The sequence below is a fragment of the Segatella paludivivens DSM 17968 = JCM 13650 genome (genome assembly GCF_000373185.1).
Classification (GTDB): Bacteria; Bacteroidota; Bacteroidia; order Bacteroidales; family Bacteroidaceae; genus Prevotella; species Prevotella paludivivens.
On sequence record NZ_KB890628.1, the window covers coordinates 82,028 to 96,395 of the forward strand.

The following is a 14,368-nucleotide window of genomic DNA, read 5'->3' on the forward strand; positions in this document are numbered from 1 at the left end:
CTTATATTATATTGACGTAGAGTCGCTTATCTTATAATTTTAGGCTTCAATTCATCAGGTGAGTCTTTGGTAAACATGTTTACTTTTGTTGCTTCTTTCTCAAACAAATCACGTATAACTTTTATATCTAATGTTATTTCTGGCTTGAAACTGTCGCCAGACATGTATTCTAGTATTGATTTTCTAAGTTGACGTGCAACAATTCTCTTGTTAAGATTGCTGTTTATGTCAAAAGTCGTCATTAACAGTTTACCTTTTAAAACATTTGCCTCTATAATCATTCCCAACTTGCGACTTACGTGCCATGTATCAATTGGTTGATATATTGGTTGATACTCTTCTGGAAATTCCTGAAGATTCATAACTTGTGCTTTGTTTACAAGTTCCCACCAGTTAATGTTTTGCCATGAGTCTGTAGCGAAGTCTTTGAAAATCGGGTGGTTGCTCGTTATATAGGCTCCTGTAGTATGTGGAGGACGCATTTTGAACCAACTTGTATTCCAGAATACTGGTAGATAAGTTTGCTTTACATCGTTGCCGTAATGTATTTTTCCACCGGCAGTAATAAGAACTTTTCCTCCGTTATTTAATATCTTAATAGCTTTAGAATCTAATGTATCTGTTATGTATATGTCTTTTGTCTTTGGCATTTCTACTTTTGAAGGATATACCCAGAAGTCCCATTCATTGGTATTGCCATTTACAGACACATTGAGTGTGAGTTTACTTGGTGACTTTATTCCGTTAAGCGGCAATGTCACAGACCTTATTTCATTGCTTTTACCATATTTTATGGTAGTGTTATATTTGGCAATTATGTCACTGTGCATATCTTTGTCAACTATGCTATATTCAATATCAGCATCTTTAATTTCCCCTTCTGAAGCATTATATACTTCTATTGGTATGTTCAATGTATCTGTATTCTGGAAAACAAACTTAGGAAATTTTGCAAGTGGAACTATCTTACCGCAAAATTCTTTCCATTGTTTGCTGTCTACGTATCCCTTTTCTTTCCAAAAAACATTTAGAGGACCTACCAGAGCAGTTCCCTGACCACTATAATCATTTAGTCCTAACAAAAGAAAACCAGAATAGTCCTTTGTACGCAGGTTACGTTCTATTTCGTATTTATATGCCGTAACTTGCAGTTTGCCGCTGGCATAAAGGAACTTCTCTGCCTGTGATGCCATACCATTCTTCTTTAGCAAGTCTTCAAATATGTCAAAATTCTTAGCTTTGTAAGGTCCTGTATAAAGACTGCGCTCCTTGAAGTCGGGGAATGCACACCATTGTCCTTGCTCGTGAGCAATGATAGGAGAATTGTTTGGTTCTTTGTCTCTGTAATTGCGAGGAAATTCTATCTGCGACAGATAATCATCATTACATTCTGGAGCATTATGATCCCAGTCAAGTCCTCTCGCTCCACCTTTAACATGAAATTCGCTCAGGTTGTCCCAAGCCCAACCTCCACCTACACTTGCTCCGCAGTATATGTGTCGATTATCGTATTCTTTCATTGTATTAACCCATTTATTACACCATGTGACCCAGTCTCCTGCAGGTTCATTGCCAGCAGCCATCATAACGAAAGAAGGATGATTACCATAGTAATCACATATTTTCTTAGTCTCTTCTGCCAAATATTGATCTATATGCTGTCCGTAGTTTAACTTTACACCATGATTTGGCCATGATGGTCCTTCTGGTTCAAGATAGAACCCTAGGCTATCGGCAGCAATAAATGCAGCTTCTGGTGGACAGTAGCTATGAAAGCGCATGGTGTTTATACCATAATCTTTGCATTTCTGAATTATTTTCTTCCATGACTCTACATCAGTAGGAGGATATCCTGTAAGTGGAAAATTGCAGTTTTCTACTGTTCCACGTACGTAAATAGGCCTTCCATTGAGTATGATGTCTCGTCCTTTTACTTCTATTTTTCTAAATCCGAAAGTAACAGGTATTGTGTCTCCACGATATATAATGCTACGAGTGTATAAATTTGGAGTAAACTCACTCCAAGGTTGTGGATTGTCTATCTTTATATTATATTCTTTATCATTCACCAATACCTTCACATTTCCTGTAGTCAAGTCTGGGAATGTTTTCACAGTGAAAATACTTTGTTGTGAACGTAGTTGTATTTTTCCAACAATACCGTTCCAATTACCTTGTGTCTGGTCGGTTACAGAATGTGAGTCTTGTCCTACACCAACATTCTCAATGCCATTGTATATCTTTATGGCTATGCTGTTGTTTTTTCCAAACTTTACATAATCCGTTATGTCGTATTCGTGTGGAACGGATAGTGACATTTGGTGTCCAACTTCTTTTCCGTTTACAAACACTGTTGTTTCTATATGTGGGCGTTCTAAGAATAAAACGACTCTATTTCTTTTCCAGACTCTTGGTATTTCTGCATTTTGTCTATACCATGCATAGCCTACATAATAATGTTCCGGAGTTAAGAAAAATGGGAATTTGATACTGCCAGTGTGGCGGTATTTTTCCATATATGGATTGTAGTAGTATGAAGAGTCATATAATGAGCCTGTCCATTTTGTATGAATACTAGGTAGGTCACCTTTGCCATTTGTTAGCATAGACCCAGGTAGTTTTATTGTATCATCATATTTTTGTGATGCATTATAACTTCCGTTACGGTCTATTTGAAAGTCCCAAGTTCCGGATAAATTAATCGTCTTTTGGGCGAATGATGTTAGAATCATCAATGTCAAAAGACTCAATATTGTTATTCGTTTCATAAATTAGTTATTTTTGTAATTATACTCTAAGTAGGGTTTGTTTAAATGATATGCTAGTGCAATCTTATTTTCCGGCAAAGATACTACAAAATTTTTGTCTATGCAATGAAATTAAGTTTAGGCTGTTAGCCAATGTTTCAATTACTAGTGCTACGCTCTATAAATACGCGCACGCACGCACACTCTGATTTTTTCAGAAAAATAAGTGTCGAAGTGTCTATCCATTGAGCATCAACTTATTAGACTTCTTTTTCTGCAGAACAATGTGACGGTTATTTGTCGGTAAAATATGGGCGAAAATTTTTATCGTATTGAATTGCCTTTTACGAAGTTTTTCGATGTTTTACATTGCGTTTTACGTTATATTGCACTGCGTTTTACGAAGCATTAGAAGGTAAAATATCGTAGAAACGTTTGCATTTCTATATGGAATTAGTTGCGTTTCTATATAGAAACGCATGCAAAACTTGATATTTGACAGTCACATTACCGTCACTATATATCAGTCAAATTTGTCGATAAAATATTGATATTCATTATGTTGACACTTCGACACTTGTATTTTTAAAACTCCTAAGTGTGCGCGTGCATGCACATACATTATATAAGCAGAAATAGATGCCGTAGCTAGAATGTAGCATATCGTAGCTAAAAGTTCTATTTATTTTTCAGCAATCCTTTTCTACAAGGGGGATACAGACGAAGACGTAGCTCCGTAGCTAAAAAAAAAATGAAAAGTGCATGGGAGTTAACCTATATTAATGCTTAGAAAATATAGATATTAATCCAGAAATGAAAGGCTACTACTTCTTCTTGGAGCATTTTGGGCATAAACCCTTTATCATGAAGTTTACACTATGCATCTGATAACCTAGAGGAATACAAAGGTCTGGGATAGGCATATCGTATAAGCAGAATGTCTTTTGACAGCGTTCACAAAAGAAATGCATGTGCTCGTCTTCATCAGTTTCAATGCTTTTGCTTAAACATAATTCGTATTTCGTTCCACCAGCACCGTCTTCGACAGTGTGAACTAAATGGTTGTCACGAAATAAAGTGAGTGTACGGAATATGTTTGACTTGTCTATTGTGAGAATCTTATCTTCCAGTTCTTTCATAGATACTGGATTTTCACATGCAGCAAGAGACTTGGCAATAACTATTCTGTTGGAAGTTGGTTTGATGCCATGCTTTTCTAGAAGAAAAATGCATTTGTTTTCATCCATTGTATTTGTTATATATATACAAAAGTAGTTAATCCTATTGTAAAAACCAAATATATTTTCATATTATTTCTACTTTTGCATTCGTGAATAGAACAATGCATAGACAAAGGCTTTGGTCATGGATGCTATTGGCAGTGTTTGTGCCAATGCTTATTATGTCAACATTCCACCGACATGAGGAGGTGAGAGGTGCTGTCATAACTTGTTATGATTGTCAGCATCACATACATCATGCTGGACATATTGCCAATGGATGGACTTCTATAGACAAATGTGTGCTATGTCATTTTCACAGTCTTCCTTATATCCTTGGAACAGAAGTCTGCATAGCATTATTCACAATTTTGATATATCAGTCATTGGTGTTTTTAAAGCCAATGCATGCTACCACATTCCGTGGTATAACGACAACACGTGGTCCTCCTTCTTTTTATTCTTTGGAAAGTAAATAGTATTTTTTAAGGTAAAAAATTAATTCAATAGAATGAAAAGATTATATATCATGCTGTTGCTCATATGTGTTTATATGTGTGCTACAGCCGAGCCTATGGCTCCAAAGGCGTCATTGTCAGGACATGTGACTGATGCTTCAGATAAAAGCCCACTTGTTGGTGTAACAATATATATACCTGAGTTATCAGTAGGAACGACAACTGATGAGAACGGTAATTACGCGATAACAGATCTTCCTTTGAAGACCATAACTTTACAGGTTAGTTATCTTGGTCACCAGACCATAATAAAAAAAGTGGCATTGCAAAAAAATATGACTTCTGATTTCGTAATGAAAGAATCAAATGCGATGATAAATGAAGTTGTTGTTACGGGATTGGCAGGAAATTCACTGATGAAGGATTCGCCTACGCCTGTATCTGTTCTTACTGCTGCCGACATAAAGTCTGTATCTTCAACAAATATCATTGATGCAATAGCGCATCAGCCAGGTATATCGCAGATTACTACAGGTAGCGGTATCTCAAAGCCTGTGATACGTGGATTGGGATATAACCGCATTGTTACTGTTAATGATGGGGTGAGACAGGAAGGACAGCAATGGGGAGATGAACATGGTATTGAAATAGATCCCCAAACAGTGAATAACATTGAGATTCTTAAAGGTCCAGCTTCATTGATGTATGGATCTGACGCTATGGCTGGCGTTGTTATATTCCACGATGCACCAACATTGGCAAAGAATACTGTAGCCGGTGATGTTTCATCGGAATATCAGACAAATAATGGACTGTTTGACTATTCTCTTCACATGGCAGGAAACAACAACGGATATGTGTGGGGAGTGCGCTATTCTGATAAGATGGCACATGCATACAAAAATAAATATGACGGATATGTAGATAATTCGCAGTTCAGAGAACGTGCGATGTCTGGTTTATTGGGAGTAAACAAAAGTTGGGGATACAGTCATCTTAAATTAAGTTACTATCATTTGACTCCAAGTATGATAGAAGATCCCGGCGCTGTAGGTAATAAAGATTATAGTCATGGATTGCCATATCAGCAGATACATCATTATAAGGCAGTGCTAGATAATTCATTTTATGTTGGTAATGGAAATATAAAGGCACTTTTTGCGTATCAGCAAAACCGTAGACAGGAGTTTGAGGATGAGGAAAATCCAAATAAACCTGGGCTAGACTTTATGCTACATACAATAAACTATGATGTTCATTATGCTATTCAGCCAGCTGAGGGTTTGAGTTTTGCCACTGGAGTTAACGGTATGTACCAGCGTTCATTAAATAAAGGTGATGAGTTTCTTATTCCTTCATATGCTCTTTTTGATTTTGGTGCATTCGCAACATCTAGTTATAAAACAGGAGACTTGAATATTAGCGGAGGATTGAGATTTGATACCAGACACGTTCGCAGTTTTGCTTTAGAAGACAGATTTGGTAGTATCTCACGTACATTTAATGGAGTTACAGGTAGTTTAGGCGCAACATATGCTATTAATGAAAAAATGAATGTCAGGTTGAATCTTGCAAGAGGTTTCCGTGTGCCAAATCTTAGTGAGTTAGCTTCAAACGGTGAACATGAGGGTACTTTCAGATATGAAGTAGGTAACACAGAACTGAAACCTGAATACAGTTGGCAGTTAGATGCTGGATGGGATTATACATCTACATATGTTTCAGCACAATTGTCTTTGTTTGCCAACTATATAGACAACTATATCTTTGCACATAAAATAGCAGGAAAAGTAGTTGATAATGTTCCAGTATATCAATTTGTGCAGGGTAATGCACGTCTATTAGGAGGTGAAGCCAGCGTTGATATTCATCCTATAGAAAGACTTCATTTCCAAAATGCCTTTTCGTATGTTGATGCCGTACAGCTGAATCAAACTGCGGAGGCAAAATATTTGCCAATGACTCCAGCACCACGTTGGACATCAGAATTGAAATATGATATAATTCGTGATGGCGAGACCTTTAACAATACTTATGTAAAGATTGGTATGGAATGCGATCTTCGTCAAAATCATTTCTATGCACTTGACAATACAGAAACAGCCACACCTTCATATACACTCTTGAATGCGTCAATGGGAACAGATATAAAATGCAGAGGAAAGAAAATACTTTCTGTATATCTGACTGGTGACAATCTTACAAACAGAGCATACCAGAATAATCTGAGCAGATTGAAATATGCTGGATTAAATCCCGTTACTGGACGAGAGGGCGTATTTAATATGGGACGTAATTTCGGAATAAAGGTTGTAGCGCCTATAAATCTTTAGACGAGGATTATTGCTGACAGCTGTTTAGTGTTGATACTATGTATTCAACTTCACTGTCGGTAAGGACTTGATTGCAAGGCAAACTCAATTCATTGTCTGCAATATATTCTGTTATGGGGAATGAGAAATTATTCCATTCCCTGTAACATTTTTGTTTATGTGGAGGAATAGGGTAGTGAATCATAGTTTCAATACCCTTATCTTTAAGTCGTAGCCTTATTAAATCACGATTGGAACATATTATAGGATATATGTGATACACAGAATTAGAAGTGTTCACAGTTTTGATATTCCTATTTATAATACTTTCATTATAGTATTTCGCAATAGCAATTCTTCTAGCATTATCTTGATCAAGATATTTCAGTTTTACACTTAATATAGCAGCCTGAATCTCATCAATTCTACTGTTCATTCCTTTATATGGAAATACGTATTTACGTGAACTACCGTAGTTGCCTATAGCTCTTGCTGTATCATTAAGTCTTTCATCGTCTGTTGTGATAGCTCCCGCATCGCCAAATGCACCAAGATTTTTTCCTGGATAAAAACTATGTGCGGCTGCATTTCCGATACTGCCTGTTTTAATGTTTTTAGAATAGTTACATCCATGAGCTTGTGCATTGTCTTCTATCAACAGTAGATTATGCTTCTTGCATATCCTACCTATTTCTTCAGTATATGCACAGATTCCATAAAGATGAACAATGAGTATAGCACGGGTGTTCTTTGTAATGGCATTCTCTATTTTTGTATCGTCAATCTGTAGAGTGTTGATATTTGGTTCAACAAGTACAGGTGTGAGATTGTTTTCTGTTATTGAAAGTATAGAAGCAATATAAGTATTTGCAGGAACAATAACTTCGTCACCGTCTTTAAGTATACCAAGTTCCTTATATGATCTGAATATAATGGTAAGAGCGTCCAAGCCATTTCCGCAACCAATGCAGTGCTTTGTTCCTATATAATTTGCATATTGTCTTTCAAAAGCAGTTGTAGCCTCTCCATTTAGATACCAACCGCTATCTATTACATTGCTTACCGCAGTGTGGATTTCATCACTGTGCATGCTTGTTACTTTTTTGAGTGACAAATAATCAATTTTCATAGTTCCCATTCATAAGTATCATATACAACACCTCTGCCTCCGTATCCCTCTTTGTGGGAGATAAGTCCCTCATTAATTATGCTACAATTATCTTCAGTAGAACTTCCAAAATCAAGATATTCATAATCAGGATAATCATGATACATAACTCTATCATAGATAGCTTCCATAGCACCTAAATCTTTTCCTATTGAGTTGGTAGAGCTATATTGTCCATGTATGACATTCCTCATAATATAAAATGTGATACCACCGATTATATTGCCGTCCTTATAGGCGTTGTATTGAATTATGTTCTTTTTAAATCTTGATTTAAGCAGTTTCATCTCTTCAAGGGTATGAACAGGTTTTGCGTTGAAACGCTGCTTTAAGTTATCATTAAGTATTTTCCAAAAGTCATCAAAACTAGCGTCAGCCACAACTTCAACGCCATTAAGGATTGCTTTTTTCAATCTTCTTATGTGGTCTTTACGCCATTTCATGTGTTCGTTCATGAAGATTGTTGTTCCGATGTTTCTTGTTAACAATCGGGCATGGCATTTCCAAAATATGGCATAAAGGTCTTCTTCAGACGCATGTTTACAATAAATCCATGGGATAGGACGATAGATTACTTTCTTAAAACTTACAGTCCTTAAATATTCATTAAGTTCGGTGAATAGTATGCATGTATCACTTATTGTGACGTGGATGCCCATTATCAGTCCTCCGTAGGTAAGTCCGAAGTGTGAATAAAGAATATTTGCTATCTTGTGTGCAGGAAGTAGAGCATACAGTCTGCCTTTCTTATAGAACATTAATGAGTTGTCATTAAATCTATCGGAATGGTAATCCATATAGTTTCTGTCAAAAAGGAATGTGGAATTCTTAGCTTTGTTTACGAATTTATTCCATTCTTCTTTTTTGTCCGCTGTATATTTCCTTATCTCAAACATTACGTTTGTTGTATGAATTCATTGTAATCGTAGATATAATCAGCTTCATCATAATCGTCTTCTGCTAGTACCAGACATACTGAACCAGAAGAAAAATCTTCGAGCGTACGCCATATACCTTTGTCGACAAGGAGTCCCTGGTAAGGATGATTTAACAGGTAGCGCTGCTTTTCATGACCATTGTTAAGTGTAACAGTAAATGAACCGCTTACGGCAACAATGAATTCACGACAATGTTTATGAGCGTGTCCACCGCGGCAGCCTCCAGACGGTACATCATAAGTCCAATATACCCTTTTGAATTCAAAAGGAATACTCTTGAATCTTTCTGCTACAGTAAGGCTTCCACGTGGATCTGAAATCTTAGGCAGTTCAATTATCGTCCCAAGTTTACAGCTCATTATTTCTTTTTAGCGTGTTTGGCATTTATATCTTTAATCCATTTCATTCTTTCGTTGAATATAGGACTATATTTATCCAATATCGCTTGTAGGTCTTTGCTGCGTGTGTCTAATTGAAGATATTCTTCAGTATTTATTTTGCCGTCTTTCTTTAGTGACAGCATTTCTGCTAAGACAACTTTCTGTTCATCTCTAGTTATTGAAAGTTGATTACCAAGTTTCCGAACATCGTCCAGAAACTTGGTAATAGTATCAATATTGTCGTTGTTATTTATCATGTAATTTTATTTAATGATAGTGGTAGCAACTCTCTTTGCCTTGTCTCTTAGTGCGTTTATGTCATCGCCAACTTCACCATAGCATAATACTACACCCATACGACGATTTACATGCTGCTCTGGTTTGCCGAAAATACGAACGCGTGTGCGGTCTTCCTTCAATGCTTCAACAAGATTGTATTCTGGAGCATGGTCTGCGTCTTCTTTAGCAAGAACAACGGCACTGCATCCGTAGTGTTCAAGATGTATGGCAGGAATAGGCCAACCCATTATGGCACGAAGATGAAGTTCAAATTCGCTCAGATTTGTTGTATGTCCGAGCGTGACCATGCCAGTATCGTGTGGTCGTGGACTTAACTCGGAGAATATTACTTCGCCTTTCTTAGTCATGAAGAATTCAACACCCCATAAACCATAGCCTGTAAGCGCTTTTGTTACTTCGTTAGCCATGTGTTCAGCTTTCTTCAATGCTTCATCAGATATATGGTAAGGCTGCCAACTTTCACGATAGTCACCGCTTTTCTGAATGTGTCCTATTGGAGGGCAAAATATTGTAGGAGCATTTTTCTGTGTTACTGTAAGAAGAGTGAACTCAGAATCAAAGTCTATAAATTCCTCGATAATAACCTCTTTAACGTCTCCACGGCTACCTTCCATTGCTTCAGTGAATGCAGCTTTTAGTTCATCGTCGTTGTGTACGTAGCTTTGACCATGACCGCTTGAGCTCATAAGAGGTTTTACGACACATGGGAAACCGATTTCGTCAGCAGCTTTCTTGAATTCGTCAAATGTCTTTGCATAGAAATACTTTGCTGTGCGAAGTCCAAGTTCTTTAGATGCAAGGTCACGAATGGCGCGGCGGTTCATTGTATAGTTTACGGCACGTGCAGAAGGTACAACCTGAATGCCTTCTTTTTCAAAATCAAAAAGTCTCTCAGTACGAATGGCTTCTATTTCAGGTACGATGATGTCTGGGTGGTGTTTGCGAACTGCAGCTTCAAGTGCATCTCCGTCAAGCATACTGAAGATTTCTCTTTCATCTGCAACTTGCATTGCCGGTGCGTTGTCATAACGGTCGCATGCAATAACATAAACTCCTGCTCTTTTAGCAGCAATAACAAACTCCTTGCCCAGTTCTCCTGAGCCCAATAACATAATTCTTTTCATAGCCTTATTTATTTCCATACATAGTTTCATAGTACTTCTGATAGTCACCACTGGTAACCTCATGTATCCATTGCTGGTTTTCAAGATTCCATTTTATAGTTTTAATGATACCATCAGCAAATTTAGTTTCTGGATACCAACCAAGTTCATTCTTAATCTTTGTTGGGTCTATGGCATAACGTTTGTCGTGACCAAGACGGTCGGCAACGTGTGTGATGAGATCATTGTTTATCCAACTTATATCAATATCACCGTTAGCATCTCTCTGCTGCTTCTTTAGTACGTTTCGCAGCTGCTTGTTGTCAGCCATCATATCGTGTATCGTCTTTATTGTTAGCTTTACGATATCAATGTTTGTCATTTCATTGTGACCACCTACATTATAAACTTCACCTTCAAGACCTTCACGTACAACCATGTCAATAGCCTTGCAATGGTCTTCAACGTATAACCAGTCACGAACATTAAGTCCTTCGCCGTAGACAGGTAATTGCTTGCCTTCAAGAATATTGTTGATGATTAATGGAATAAGTTTTTCAGGGAAATGATAAGGACCATAGTTGTTAGAGCAACGTGTAATTGTTATTGGCATGTGGTAAGTATCACGATATGCCATTACAAACATGTCTGCGCTTGTCTTGCTTGCACTGTAGGGACTGTGTGGACATAGTGGAGTAGTCTCAGTGAAAAAGCCTTCAGCCCCGAGACTTCCATACACCTCGTCTGTAGAAACCTGATGATAGCGCTTGCCAGCTTTCCATGTAGGATAGCCGTTTTCATCTTTTCCTGTAACCCATGCACGGCGGGCCGCATCAAGCAGATTCTGTGTACCGAGAATATTTACACTGAGAAAAAGCTGAGGATCTTCAATGCTGCGGTCAACATGACTTTCAGCTGCGAAGTTTACTAAATAGTCTATCTCATTTTCCGCAAATAGTTTGTCAGCTAATTCACGGTCACGGATGTCTCCCTTAACGAATACGCAACGTTTGTTGTCGATATCATCTTTTATCGTTCCCAGATTTCCTGCATATGTCAATGCATCAAGGACGATGACCTTTATATCTTCGTTTTTGTATTTTCTGTTTAGCAAATACTTAATGAAGTTTGCTCCGATAAAGCCTGCGGCTCCTGTAACAAGATAAGTTTTCATTTTTATAGTTGTGATTTATTTGTTCCTAATGTAATAACTTCGCAATCAGTGAATTTATTGCCTTCGATTGTGAGTCTTATTATTGTTCTTTCTTTCTGCCATCCCATGTGTCCGGCTGCACCTGGGTTTATATGCAGAAGATTTAATGATTTGTCGGGCATTACTTTCAGAATGTGTGAATGTCCAGAAATAAATAGGTTGGGTGGTGATGCGAATATCATATTCCTTACAGAAATGTCATATTTTCCAGGATAACCGCCAATGTGTTTCATCATTACGTCTACATCCTCGCATTTAAATCTTAGTATTTCGGGGTATCTTGCACGTATGTCATACCCGTCACAATTACCATAGACAGCTCTGAATATAGGTTTCATGTTCTCAAATTTATCAGTAACCTCAATAGAGCCAATATCTCCTGCGTGCCAAATCTCGTCGCATTCTCCTAGATAGGTTTCATATTTATCATCCCAAAAGGCGTGAGTATCGCTGATTATTCCTATTTTCTTCATAGTTGAAACCGTTTTCTTATTAATTCGGCAATAAATACCTCAGTATCTTCTATACCAAGTAGGCTGCTGTTGATGCATAAATCATAGCTTTCACTGTGTCCCCATTGCTTGCCGGTATAATAGTTATAGTATGAAGCACGTGCCTCTTCCTTGTCCGTTATATATTTTCTTGCTTCAGCGCGGTTCATATCATAGCGCTTAGATACTCGCTGTATTCGTTGATCAATATTTGCAGTCACGAATATATTGATTGTGTTCTTGAAATCACGCAGAATATAATCAGCAGTTCTTCCTACAAATATACAGTTGCCTTTTTCTGCAGCTTTTAATATGGCGTCGCTTTGAAATTTGTAAAGACTTTCCTGAGATAGATCATTCTTGTAGAAATTACTTTCACCAATCAGTGGTACATGTATATTAAGAAGAGATTTGAAAAATCCCTTGTGCTCGTCAGCCTGCTCAAAAAACGTCTCGCTGAATCCACTTTCAAGTGCAGCAAGGTTCAGAAGCTCACGGTCGTAGAAACTACAGTTCAACTCTTCGGAAAGTTTCTTAGCAATAAGTCTTCCTCCGCTGCCGATCTGTCTACCGATATTAATTATGATTTTCTTGTCTTCCATGTATCATATTTTTATGTTGGTTCTTAAATTTTTTCATATATGCCATCATCATAAATGCCGCTATTATAGAAGCACATACGTCTGATGTAGGCATTGCATACCAAACTCCGTTGACACCGTAGATTAACGGTAATATGGCTAGCAATGGTAGAAGTAATAGTAATTGTCTTGAAAGTGAAAGAAAGATACTGATCTTCACTTTACCTATGCTTTGAAAAAAGTTTGTTATCACCATCTGACATCCGATAACAGGGAAAGCCAGAAGGTTTATTCTTATCGCCCTTATTCCAAGTCCTATGAGTGTTGCATCTTTAGTGAACAGCCGTGAACAATAGTAAGGCATGAACATAGCAATCAGCCAACCAGTAGTCATAATTATTGTTGCTACTATAATAGCAAGTTTCACTACTTGCATCATTCTGTCAAGTTGCTGCGCTCCGTAGTTATACCCCGCAATAGGTTGCATTCCTTGGTTTACACCCATTACAAACATAACGAAAACAAACCCAATCTTATTTGATATTCCGTATGCTCCTACGTCAAGATCGTTTCCATAGTGTACAAGTTGCTGGTTAATGAATATTACGACAACACATGCGCATACATTCATTGCAAAAGGAGATATACCAACTCCTATGATATTCTTAACAATATCTTTTTTTAATCCGTATATTCCACGCTTGAAATGGAGTAATTCCTTTTTGTTGCTGAACACCCATAACTGCCATACAAGTGCTATAACCTGTGAAATAACAGTTGCATAAGCAGCACCCTTTATTCCCCAATGGAATACCATAATAAAGAAATAATCTAATATGATATTCATTACCACTGTGAAAATGGTTGCTAACATGGCTTGTTTCGGTTTGCTTCCCGCACGAAGTACTGCATTCATTCCGAAATACATATGTGAGAATACGTTTCCCAAAAGAATGACACTCATAAAATCTCGTGCATACGGAATTGTAGTATTGCTAGCTCCGAAAAACCGAAGTATAGGATCAAGAAAAGTAAGACATACGATTGAGAACGTTATTCCTATTATTAAGTTTAGAACAACTGTATTTCCTAGAATATTTTCTGCGGTCTTGTAATCTTTCTGACCTAGTTTGACAGAGATGAAAGTTGATGCTCCGACACCAACAGCTGCTCCAAATGCGCTTGAGAGATTCATGAATGGGAAGGTTATTGCCAGACCGGAGATGGCAAATGGACCTACTCCCTGGCCGATAAAAATGCTGTCTACAATATTGTAGAGTGAAGCTGCGGTCATGGCTACTATAGCTGGAAGAGCATACTGGATAAGTAGTTTACCTACTGGTTTGGTTCCTAACTCTAATGTTGCCTGTTTATTATCCATGATGCAAAAGTACAAAAATTATTTTATTTTTTATTTATAAAATAAAGGTAAATAACTATTTTTGTTGAAATGATTT

13 protein-coding genes are annotated in these 14,368 nt (G+C 37.4%); 2 read left to right on the plus strand and 11 right to left on the minus strand.

The genetic code is table 11. From position 1 onward, the window contains the following. Positions 1–26: 26 nt before the first annotated feature. Positions 27–2,768, minus strand: coding sequence for a sugar-binding domain-containing protein (locus tag B045_RS0102165; RefSeq protein WP_025883685.1), 2,742 nt, complete (start codon positions 2,766–2,768; stop codon positions 27–29). 803 nt (positions 2,769–3,571) lie between these two features. After that, positions 3,572–3,994 (minus strand): Fur family transcriptional regulator, encoded by a 423-nt coding sequence (locus tag B045_RS0102170; protein ID WP_018462629.1) that lies wholly within the window; start codon positions 3,992–3,994, stop codon positions 3,572–3,574. Between the two features lie 95 nt (positions 3,995–4,089). Here B045_RS0102170 and B045_RS0102175 point away from each other — a divergent pair, with 95 nt between their 5' ends. Both B045_RS0102175 and B045_RS0102180 read left to right on the plus strand, forming a co-directional pair. Further along, positions 4,090–4,446 (plus strand): hypothetical protein, encoded by a 357-nt coding sequence (locus tag B045_RS0102175; protein WP_018462630.1) that lies wholly within the window; start codon positions 4,090–4,092, stop codon positions 4,444–4,446. Positions 4,447–4,478: 32 nt separating this feature from the next. Then, positions 4,479–6,758 (plus strand): TonB-dependent receptor, encoded by a 2,280-nt coding sequence (locus B045_RS0102180; protein ID WP_026234301.1) that lies wholly within the window; start codon positions 4,479–4,481, stop codon positions 6,756–6,758. A gap of 7 nt (positions 6,759–6,765) precedes the next feature. On the opposite strand, the gene B045_RS0102185 is transcribed toward B045_RS0102180, so the two are convergent. Genes B045_RS0102185 through B045_RS0102225 form a run of 9 tightly spaced genes read right to left on the minus strand, consistent with a single transcriptional unit; the run spans position 6,766 to position 14,292 of the window. Then, positions 6,766–7,866: a DegT/DnrJ/EryC1/StrS family aminotransferase gene (locus B045_RS0102185; RefSeq protein WP_018462632.1), complete on the minus strand. Its 1,101-nt coding sequence runs from the start codon at positions 7,864–7,866 to the stop codon at positions 6,766–6,768. Then, positions 7,863–8,801 carry a hypothetical protein gene (locus B045_RS0102190; protein WP_018462633.1) on the minus strand — a complete coding sequence of 313 codons (939 nt, stop codon included), beginning with the start codon at positions 8,799–8,801 and terminating at the stop codon, positions 7,863–7,865. Before B045_RS0102190 ends, B045_RS0102185 begins: the two co-directional genes overlap by 4 nt. Then, positions 8,801–9,202 (minus strand): sugar 3,4-ketoisomerase, encoded by a 402-nt coding sequence (locus B045_RS0102195; RefSeq protein ID WP_018462634.1) that lies wholly within the window; start codon positions 9,200–9,202, stop codon positions 8,801–8,803. Before B045_RS0102195 ends, B045_RS0102190 begins: the two co-directional genes overlap by 1 nt. Next, entirely contained in the window at positions 9,202–9,480 is a 279-nt protein-coding gene (locus B045_RS0102200) for a hypothetical protein (RefSeq protein ID WP_018462635.1), read from the minus strand. The genes B045_RS0102195 and B045_RS0102200 overlap by 1 nt, the downstream gene beginning before the upstream one ends. Positions 9,481–9,486: 6 nt before the next feature. After that, positions 9,487–10,647 (minus strand): formate-dependent phosphoribosylglycinamide formyltransferase, encoded by a 1,161-nt coding sequence (gene purT / locus B045_RS0102205; RefSeq protein WP_025883690.1) that lies wholly within the window; start codon positions 10,645–10,647, stop codon positions 9,487–9,489. Positions 10,648–10,651: 4 nt separating this feature from the next. After that, positions 10,652–11,800, minus strand: coding sequence for a dTDP-glucose 4,6-dehydratase (rfbB, locus tag B045_RS0102210; RefSeq protein ID WP_018462637.1), 1,149 nt, complete (start codon positions 11,798–11,800; stop codon positions 10,652–10,654). A gap of 2 nt (positions 11,801–11,802) precedes the next feature. After that, complete coding sequence (locus B045_RS0102215; RefSeq protein WP_018462638.1) at positions 11,803–12,312, minus strand: metallophosphoesterase family protein; 510 nt, start codon at positions 12,310–12,312, stop codon at positions 11,803–11,805. Continuing rightward, positions 12,309–12,932, minus strand: a complete 624-nt coding sequence (locus tag B045_RS0102220; RefSeq protein ID WP_018462639.1) for a cytidylate kinase-like family protein — start codon at positions 12,930–12,932, stop codon at positions 12,309–12,311. The genes B045_RS0102215 and B045_RS0102220 overlap by 4 nt, the downstream gene beginning before the upstream one ends. Next, a complete protein-coding gene (locus B045_RS0102225) occupies positions 12,907–14,292 on the minus strand; it encodes an MATE family efflux transporter (RefSeq protein ID WP_018462640.1) in 1,386 nt (461 codons plus the stop codon). Before B045_RS0102225 ends, B045_RS0102220 begins: the two co-directional genes overlap by 26 nt. Positions 14,293–14,368 lie beyond the last annotated feature (76 nt).

What these genes read in the sequence shown, in the direction of transcription:
- B045_RS0102165 (WP_025883685.1), bottom strand. Translation starts at nt 2,768, where the DNA reads ATGAAACGAATAACAATATTGAGTCTTTTGACATTGATGATTCTAACA.
- B045_RS0102170 (WP_018462629.1), bottom strand. Translation starts at nt 3,994, where the DNA reads ATGGATGAAAACAAATGCATTTTTCTTCTAGAAAAGCATGGCATCAAA.
- B045_RS0102175 (WP_018462630.1), top strand. Translation starts at nt 4,090, where the DNA reads ATGCATAGACAAAGGCTTTGGTCATGGATGCTATTGGCAGTGTTTGTG.
- B045_RS0102180 (WP_026234301.1), top strand. Translation starts at nt 4,479, where the DNA reads ATGAAAAGATTATATATCATGCTGTTGCTCATATGTGTTTATATGTGT.
- B045_RS0102185 (WP_018462632.1), bottom strand. Translation starts at nt 7,866, where the DNA reads ATGAAAATTGATTATTTGTCACTCAAAAAAGTAACAAGCATGCACAGT.
- B045_RS0102190 (WP_018462633.1), bottom strand. Translation starts at nt 8,801, where the DNA reads ATGTTTGAGATAAGGAAATATACAGCGGACAAAAAAGAAGAATGGAAT.
- B045_RS0102195 (WP_018462634.1), bottom strand. Translation starts at nt 9,202, where the DNA reads ATGAGCTGTAAACTTGGGACGATAATTGAACTGCCTAAGATTTCAGAT.
- B045_RS0102200 (WP_018462635.1), bottom strand. Translation starts at nt 9,480, where the DNA reads ATGATAAATAACAACGACAATATTGATACTATTACCAAGTTTCTGGAC.
- purT (WP_025883690.1), bottom strand. Translation starts at nt 10,647, where the DNA reads ATGAAAAGAATTATGTTATTGGGCTCAGGAGAACTGGGCAAGGAGTTT.
- rfbB (WP_018462637.1), bottom strand. Translation starts at nt 11,800, where the DNA reads ATGAAAACTTATCTTGTTACAGGAGCCGCAGGCTTTATCGGAGCAAAC.
- B045_RS0102215 (WP_018462638.1), bottom strand. Translation starts at nt 12,312, where the DNA reads ATGAAGAAAATAGGAATAATCAGCGATACTCACGCCTTTTGGGATGAT.
- B045_RS0102220 (WP_018462639.1), bottom strand. Translation starts at nt 12,932, where the DNA reads ATGGAAGACAAGAAAATCATAATTAATATCGGTAGACAGATCGGCAGC.
- B045_RS0102225 (WP_018462640.1), bottom strand. Translation starts at nt 14,292, where the DNA reads ATGGATAATAAACAGGCAACATTAGAGTTAGGAACCAAACCAGTAGGT.